We start from the raw sequence: 7,813 nt of genomic DNA, 5'->3' as shown, positions 1-7,813 counted from the left end.
TATCGACGACGTCTTTCTCGGCCTGCATGCGCCGGCCTATCGGCGCCATGACATCGACGGCATCGTGCCGATCGAAGCCAATGGCGCGATCGCCCGCGCCTACGACAATTTTCTGCGCACGCGGCTGATCGACTGCGGACCGATCGAGCCGGACAAGACCAAGCTGCTGTTCCCGAAAGCCGAGGTGCTGATCGCTTCGGCAGCCGTGGTGCCGCTGGAGAAGGACAAGCATCTCGGCTTCATCGCACTCGGTTCGCGGGATGTCGAACGCTTCCAGCCGCGTCAGGGCAAGCTGTTTCTGGAAATGACGGCGGAGCTGGTCTCCGCCGCCGTTCGCGCACGGATGAATTAGGGCCTGTTCACACTAATGGAATCGCTGCGTTGCAGGTCAAAAAGCCGCCGGGCGAGGCGCGAACCGCAGGCCATAGCCACCTATGGTCAAGGTTCGCAACGAAGTCCCGGCGGCTTTTTGGCCGCAACCCTTCGGGGCGGGATCGTTTTTGCCCATTGCTGCCTCTCTCGTCGCGCCAATGGAACAACCATTGTCCGCGCCTCATTCGTTGCACTGGGCAAAAACGACCTCCGCCGCAGCGATCCCATTAGCGTGAACAGGCCCTAACGAGCATCAACCTGCCAGCTGCCAGTTCCGAATCGATGGGCGATGCGCTGAGCGACGCGCTTGCCCGTTACCTGCGCCACCTGACGGTGGAGCGGCAAGCGCCGAAGACCACCACCAGCGCTGTGGCCCGCGAATGCGGCTTCTTCCTGGTCTACTGCCGCGAATGCGGCATCAGCGAGCCGGCGAAAGTCGATATCCACACGGTGCGCGGCTTTCTGACCCGCAGCCATCGCAAAGGCCTGCAGCCGCCGACCCTGCGCCGCTATCTGTCCTGCGTTCGCGGCCTGTTCCGCTTTCTGATCCGCACCGGCGAGCTGAGCCACAATCCGGCGACCGGCGTGCGCGGTCCGAAAGGCGCTCGGGTGCTGCCAAAAGTGATTCACGCCGAAGACCTGGGCGCTGCACTCGATGCCCCGGCGAACACGGCGTTCGAGCGCCGCGATCGGGCGATGGTCGAGCTGTTCTACAGCGCCGGCCTGCGTCTCGCCGAACTGCATCAACTCGATGTGCCGCCGAATGCCGCGAACGGTTTTCCTGACGAACTGCGGGTGATCGGCAAGGGCAATCGGGAACGGATCACGCCGGTCGGCAGCCATGCCCGCGCGGCGCTCGACGCCTGGCTGCGGGATCGCGCGACGATTGCTTCCATCGGCGAACGCGCGCTATTCACCGGCCCGCGCGGTGGCCGCTTGGGGCGCACCCAGATCGGTACTGCGCTGCATGCCTGGGCGCAGCGCACCGGGCTGCCGGCGCATCTGCATCCGCACAAGCTGCGCCATTCGTTCGCGACTCATCTGCTCGAGGGCAGCGGCGATCTCAGGGCGGTGCAGGAATTGCTCGGCCACGCCCGCCTGGCCACCACGCAGATCTATACCCAGCTCGACTGGAAGCGCCTCGCCGCGGTCTACGACCAGGCCCATCCGCGCGCACGCCGGAAACCAGAAGGCGATTAGCGCTCGGACCCGACGATCCCGGCGCAAAGCTTGCTGCGCATATTTCGCTTGCCATTACCCTCCCGCCTCGCAGAGTCCCCCATGACCATCGCCCGCATTCCCGCCACACTGATTCCCGGAGACGGCATCGGCCCTGAAATCGTCGACGCCACGCTCGCCGTGCTTGATGCCCTGGAAGCGCCGTTCGACTGGGATACGCAGATCGCCGGCCTGGCGGGCGTCACCCTGGAAGGCGATCCGCTGCCGAAGGCCACGCTGGATTCGATCCGCCGCACGCGCCTGGCGCTGAAGGGCCCGCTGGAAACCCCGAGCGGTGGCGGTTATCGCTCATCGAACGTGCGCTTGCGCGAGGAATTCCAGCTCTATGCGAATCTGCGGCCGGCGCTGACGCTGATTCCCGGCAAGCGCTACGAAAAGATTGATCTGGTGGTGGTGCGCGAGAACATCGAAGGCCTGTACATGGGCTACGAGCACTTCATTCCGATCGGCGGCGATCCGCATGCGGTCGGCATGTCCACCGGTATCAATACCCGGCAGGGCTGCCGGCGCATCCTCGAATACGCGTTCGAGTTCGCCATCGCCACCGGCCGCAAGAAGGTCACCGTGGTGCACAAGGCCAACATCATGAAGGCGCTGACCGGCATCTTCCTGGAGACCGCTCGCGACCTCTACATCGAGAAGGGCTACCACGGCAAAGTGCAGATGAGCGAGATCATCGTCGATGCCTGCGCGATGAAGCTGGTGCTCGATCCCTGGCAGTTCGACGTACTGGTGACCACCAACCTGTTTGGCGACATCCTCAGCGATCTGGTCGCCGGCCTGATCGGCGGCCTCGGCATGGCGCCGGGTGCGAACATCGGCAGCGATGCCGCGATCTTCGAAGCCGTGCACGGCTCGGCACCGGACATCGCCGGCCAGCAGAAAGCCAATCCGACGGCGCTGCTGCTGGCGGCAGCGATGATGCTCGACCACGTCAAGCTCACCGACAAGGCAACGCGGCTGCGCAAGGCAGTCAACGACACGCTGAACGTCGACAACATCCGCACCGGCGATCTCGGCGGATCGGCCAGCACCTCGGCTTATGCGGCGGCGCTGGTGGCGCGGGTCAAGAACGGCTGATCGCTGCTGGCGGCTAAGCCCTCGTCATTCCCGCCTGCGCGGGAATGACGGGTTTTGTACAGAACGCGCTAGTAGTTCCACTGCAGCTGCATGCGCAGCAGGCTGCCGTCGACGACGCTGTACGGCGCGGCGGTGACGTTGGTGCGGTTCATGTGCGCATAGGCCATGGTCAGCTCCAGTTCCGGCCAGAACTGCCATTCCAGGCCGGCTTCGATTTCCTCGACATCGAAATGCGGCGCGTTGGTGTCGAATTTGGCGCCGCCATCGTAGGTCTGGTACTTCACGTACGGCGTCAGCATGCCGATCGGGCCCGGTGTGCGGTACATCGCCTGCAGATAGCCGCCGCTCAGGGACTGCACGTCGACACGCTTCTGGCCGAGATCCAGTTCCGGGCCCTTGCCGACGGTCCACTCGCCCTGCAGGCCGAACGGCTGCGGGTAGATGATGAAATGCGCGGCGATGCGCTGATCCTTGAAACCGCGCGGCCGGGTATTGGTCGTCGGCGTGAAGGTTTCGCCGTTGACGCTGATCGAACCGGAGCTGGTCTTGTAATAACCGTTGTAGCCGTCGAGGCCGAGTTCGACGATCTGGCCAGAGTCGAACTTGAACGGGTAGCTGAAGTGGGCAACGGTATGCAGGCTGTTGTTGGCTTCGAGACGGTTGGCGCCCTGGCCGTTGTAGACGCCGAGGCCGAACAGGCCGTAGTCGCCCGAGCCCTTGAGCCCGTCCCGCACCAGCATGCGGAAGCGCTCGGCGATTTCCGAGGGTGCGTAGTAGAAGATCAGCCCGAGATCGCGCTCGTCACGCACCGCGCTGTTCAGCGCGTCCGTGCGATCCAGGGTCAGACGGTTCTGGCTGGACTGCAGATTTTCCCAGCCGTAGGGAATCTTCGACTGGCCGGCACGAATTCGGTACTCATGCTTCTTGTCGAAAAAGATATCGGCGTAGAGATCGCGCAGCTGGGCGAAATTGCCGGTGCTCGATCCAGTCGGCGTGCTGGCGAAATCCGGCTGCAGGTAGAGCGACAGATGCTCGCTGATGTCACCACTGAGGATGACGCGCGCACGGCGAATACCGAGGCTCTGGTTGTCGCCGATGAAGCGATCGCCGGGCGAACGCAGGTCCTTGGCCGTGGCGTCCAGACCCTGGTCGAAGCGCAGCTGGGTGTAGCCGCGCAGCGCCAGCCGGTCGTACCACTTCTTGTCGGCCGGCTTGGCGGCTGGTGCCGGAGCAGCGGCAACGACTGCCGGGGGCGGAGCAACGGGCGCAGCCGCAACCGGTGCGGGCGGTGTCGCGGCCGGAGCGGCGCCCTTCGGCTCGTCCACCTGGACGAAGGTCCCGAGCTTGGAACGACCGGGGCCCGGCTCGGCGAATATCTGCCCAGTCTTCTGATCGACGAACAGATCAAGCGTCGCGGCAAAGCTGGGGAGAACGGCAGTCAGGGAGAGCACAGCAGCGAGCGACGCTTTTTTCATGGGCTTGTAACAATCGGAAAGTATATTTTGTGTGAATGTTTTGCTGATATTCTCCGAATCGACACTTCTGCTCAGGCAGAATGGCTGATCGGCAATGAAAACCCGAAGATTTTATTGGCCGATAAATACAGTTTGATGACACTCCCTGAACCTGTTTGATACCGGTTCAAGTGCCTTCCGATAGATCCCGGGGGCGCCGATTCAGTCCGCGCCGCTCGGCATCACGTTTCTCGCATCAAGGACGGCTGATGCTGGCTGCGTTGGCCGGCGCAGCGGGCACGTCACGCGTCCACTCCGGCGGCATCACCAGATGCTTGAGCCGGGCGTGCAGCTGGCCGGCACGGAACACGTCACGGAACAAGTCGCGGAACTCGTGGAAGTTCAGGACCAGCAGGTTGTGGCTTTCCGGCTGGCGTACGGCAACGCCGTAATCGACCTTCTCCACTTCCGGCTCGAACGTGCCGAACCAGCGATCGAACAGGATCAGCACGCCGCCGTAATTCTTGTCGATGTACTGCGCGTTGCGGCCGTGATGCACGCGGTGGTGTGACGGCGTGTTGAACACGTACTCGATCCAGGGATGCAGCTTGCCGACGCTCTCCGTGTGCACGAAGTACTGGTAGCTCAGGTTGACGCCGTACAGGAAGAACACCACCGCCGGCGACACACCGAGCAGCACCAGCGGCATGAAGAACAGCCACCAGCCGGTGATCGAATACAGCAGGCTCTGGCGCATCGCCGTGGTCATGTTCATGACCTTGCCGGTGTGATGGACGACATGCGCCGACCAGAACCAGCGGATGCGATGGCTACCGCGATGGAAGCCGTAGTAGCAAAGCTCGACGGCAAAGAAGATCGGCAGGATCGTCCAGCCATTGACCGGCAGTTCGTCGATCAGGCGGTGCTGCCAGAACCAGGCCACCGCCGCCGCCGTGATCAGCGCGTGGGCGATCACTTCGAAGATCTGGTATGCGCCGCCGAGCATCAGGTTGGCGACGATCTCCTTGCCATTGAACGGCGCACGCTGGCCGCGGCCACGCATCACCTGCCATTCGATCGCGAAAGCGATCAGGAACAGCGGCGTCATCGCCGTCAGCACCACTTGTTTCCAGTCGATGTGCGGGCCGAACATCGAGTTGATCAGGTCCATCATCGCGGTCTCCTCCGTCTTTCTTTCATCTTTCTTTGGTGGGATTGTCCGCTCGTCCGGCTTGCGCCGATTGATCGCTCGCCGCCATTCTTTTGATCTTTCACGCCACGGCAGGCATCCGCCACGATGACGACCTTGCAGGGCCATGTGTCCGCGACTTACGTGCGCCTGCTGCACGAGTACCTGGCGGCGCGCGGTCGTGATGCCGCGGTCGTGCTTGGAGAATCGGCGCCAACGGCTGATGCCGGTGGCTTGGTCCGGGTGCCGGTCACCCACTGGGCGGCGCTGCTGGCGAAAGCCGATGCCACGCTGGGCGAACCGGCGCTGGGGCTGGCCGTCGGCGCGCGCATTCAGCCCGCGCACTTCGGCCTGCTCGGCTATCTGACCTTGTGCTGTGCAACCTTGGCCGAAGCCTTGGGCCGGGTTGCGGAGTACGAGCGCCTGGTCTACGACGTCAATCCGGGCGCCGTACGGCTCGATGCCGAAGGCGTGACCCTGGAATGGGGCGAGGCCCGCGGCCGGCCGGGACAGCTGGTCGACGAATGCGCAATCGCCGCTCTGGTCGCCTATGCCCGCAACATCACCTCGCTGCCGACGGCCGCACCACTTGCGGTGTCGTTCATCAATCCGGCACCGGCTGATCCGGCGCTGTATCAGGCGTTCTTCGGCTGCGAGGTGCAGTTCGACGCGCCGACCACGATCATCCGCCTGCCCGCCGCGATGCTCAGCGCGCCGCTGCGCCAACCCGATAAGGCCCTGCGTGCTCTGCTCGATACGCAGGCGCGGGCCCTGCTGGCGCGGCTACCGCCGGTCGATGATTTCGAGCGCCGTTTGCGGGAAACGATCGCCGCCGCCCTGCGGGATGGTGATGCCAGCCTCGCCGCCTGTGCGCAGCGGCTGCATTGCTCGTCACGGACCTTGCAGCGCCGGCTCGATGCCGCCGGCACCGGCTTCCAGACCGCGCTCGATGACACCCGGCGTGGCCTCGCCGAGGCCTGGCTCGGCGATCCGCGGCTGAAGCTGGCCGAAGTCGCGCAGTTGCTCGGCTATACCGATCAGGCGGCGTTCACGCGAGCGTTCCAGCGTTGGACCAGCCTGGCGCCCGGCCAGTGGCGCCGGCAGCAGCGCGGCTTCGGCTAAGGCGCGCTAGGGAACAAGCGCCGGCACTGCTTCCGGGTAGTCGCGCTTGCGGTGCCAGTCCGGCCCTGGCGTGCCGCGCAGCATCTGCTCCCAGTACAGATAGGGCAGATAGTGTTTCTTCAGCCACCAGTAGCGGCGGCGCGGAATGCGTGGGTCACCGGCGAAGCTGGGCGTGACCACGCCGTCGTAGCTGAACTCGGCGAGCATGATCTTGCCGCGCGACGTCGTCAGCGGGCAGGACGCGTAACCGTCGTAACGCGCTTCCTCGCCCGAACCGCCGAGCGCACGCAGCAGGTTGACGACCAGCACCGGCGCCTGGGCGCGGACGGCAGCGGCGGTTTTCGAGTTCGGGGTCGTCGTGCAATCGCCGAGACCCCAGACGTTGGCGTGCTGGCTATGCCGCAGCGTCTGCTTGTCGACTGCTACCCAGCCGGACGCATCGGCGAGCGGGCTGGTCTTGATGAAGTCCGGTGCCGACTGCGGCGGCACCGCATGCAGGAAGTCGAAGGCGAATTCGACCTTGGTGCGGGCATCGGCCGGGCCGGTTTCGAACATGGCGCGCCTGCCTGGGCCATCGACGGCGACTAGGTTGTGGTTGTAGCGCGGCGTGATGCCGTACTGGTCGACCACTTTGCTGAGCGCCTTGGCGTAGAACGGCACGCCGAACATCGACGGGCCCGGCGTGTGGAAGCTGACGTCGACCTTCAGACCACTGCGGCGGAAGTGATCGGCCGCCAGATACATCGCCTTCTGCGGCGCGCCAGCGCATTTGATCGGCATCGCCGGCTGGGTGAACAGCGCCGCGCCGCCACGCACTGCCTGGATGCTTTGCCAGGTGTATGTCGCCAGATCAAAACGGTAATTGCTCGACACGCCGTTCTGGCCCAAGGTGGCGCTGAGGCCTTCGATCTTCTGCCAGTCGAGCTGCAGGCCGGCGGCGACGACCAAATGGTCGTAGCCGAGCTTGCGGCCATCGTCGAGCGTCACTTGGCTGGCCGCCGGATCGAAGCCGGCAGCGCGGGCGCGGATCCATTCGACGCCGGGCGGAATCAAGTCGGCGGTCGGCCGGCGGGTCTTGTCGATGTCGTAGGCGCCGCCGCCGACGAGCGTCCAGGCTGGCTGGTAGTAGTGATGTTCGGAAGGCTCGACGATCGTCACTTTCAAGGCCGGACGCGCCTTGCGCAGCATCGCCGCAACGGTGATGCCGGCGGCACCGCCGCCGACGATCAGTACGGCGCCGCTGTTGGAGGTTTGCGTCATGGAGTGCTCCGCCCGGAACGGGCTTGAGAGAAACGAGAGCTCAATCCTATAATCAGATTATGGAATAACGTTATAACTTATACATCTAAATAAATAG

At 64.4% G+C, this 7,813-nt stretch carries 7 protein-coding genes; 4 read left to right on the top strand and 3 right to left on the bottom strand.

Features of this window, described 5'->3' with window-relative positions; all coding sequences use genetic code 11:
* The 3 genes from QZY06_RS14360 to QZY06_RS14350 all read left to right on the top strand — a co-directional run.
* A partial coding sequence (locus tag QZY06_RS14360) for a DUF484 family protein (RefSeq protein WP_295685732.1) occupies nt 1-352 on the top strand: 352 nt, incomplete at its 5' end.
* Nucleotides 353-654: 302 nt separating this feature from the next.
* Complete coding sequence (locus QZY06_RS14355; RefSeq protein ID WP_295685730.1) at nt 655-1,572, top strand: tyrosine recombinase XerC; 918 nt, start codon at nt 655-657, stop codon at nt 1,570-1,572.
* A gap of 81 nt (nt 1,573-1,653) precedes the next feature.
* Nucleotides 1,654-2,691 (top strand): isocitrate/isopropylmalate family dehydrogenase, encoded by a 1,038-nt coding sequence (locus QZY06_RS14350; RefSeq protein ID WP_295685728.1) that lies wholly within the window; start codon nt 1,654-1,656, stop codon nt 2,689-2,691.
* 68 nt (nt 2,692-2,759) lie between these two features.
* Here the strand turns inward: QZY06_RS14350 and QZY06_RS14345 are convergent, their stop codons facing one another.
* Both QZY06_RS14345 and QZY06_RS14340 read right to left on the bottom strand, forming a co-directional pair.
* Nucleotides 2,760-4,166, bottom strand: coding sequence for a porin (locus tag QZY06_RS14345; RefSeq protein ID WP_295685726.1), 1,407 nt, complete (start codon nt 4,164-4,166; stop codon nt 2,760-2,762).
* Nucleotides 4,167-4,401: 235 nt separating this feature from the next.
* Nucleotides 4,402-5,316: a sterol desaturase family protein gene (locus QZY06_RS14340; RefSeq protein WP_295685724.1), complete on the bottom strand. Its 915-nt coding sequence runs from the start codon at nt 5,314-5,316 to the stop codon at nt 4,402-4,404.
* Between the two features lie 126 nt (nt 5,317-5,442).
* On the opposite strand from QZY06_RS14340, the gene QZY06_RS14335 reads away from it, so the two are divergent.
* A complete protein-coding gene (locus tag QZY06_RS14335) occupies nt 5,443-6,456 on the top strand; it encodes an AraC family transcriptional regulator (RefSeq protein ID WP_295685722.1) in 1,014 nt (337 codons plus the stop codon).
* Nucleotides 6,457-6,462: 6 nt separating this feature from the next.
* Here the strand turns inward: QZY06_RS14335 and QZY06_RS14330 are convergent, their stop codons facing one another.
* A complete protein-coding gene (locus QZY06_RS14330) occupies nt 6,463-7,716 on the bottom strand; it encodes an FAD/NAD(P)-binding oxidoreductase (protein ID WP_295685720.1) in 1,254 nt (417 codons plus the stop codon).
* Between the last annotated feature and the right edge of the window lie 97 nt (nt 7,717-7,813).

It is taken from the genome of uncultured Nevskia sp. (genome assembly GCF_903885465.1).
GTDB lineage: Bacteria > Pseudomonadota > Gammaproteobacteria > Nevskiales > Nevskiaceae > Nevskia.
This window is presented reverse-complemented; position numbering and strand designations above follow the sequence as displayed.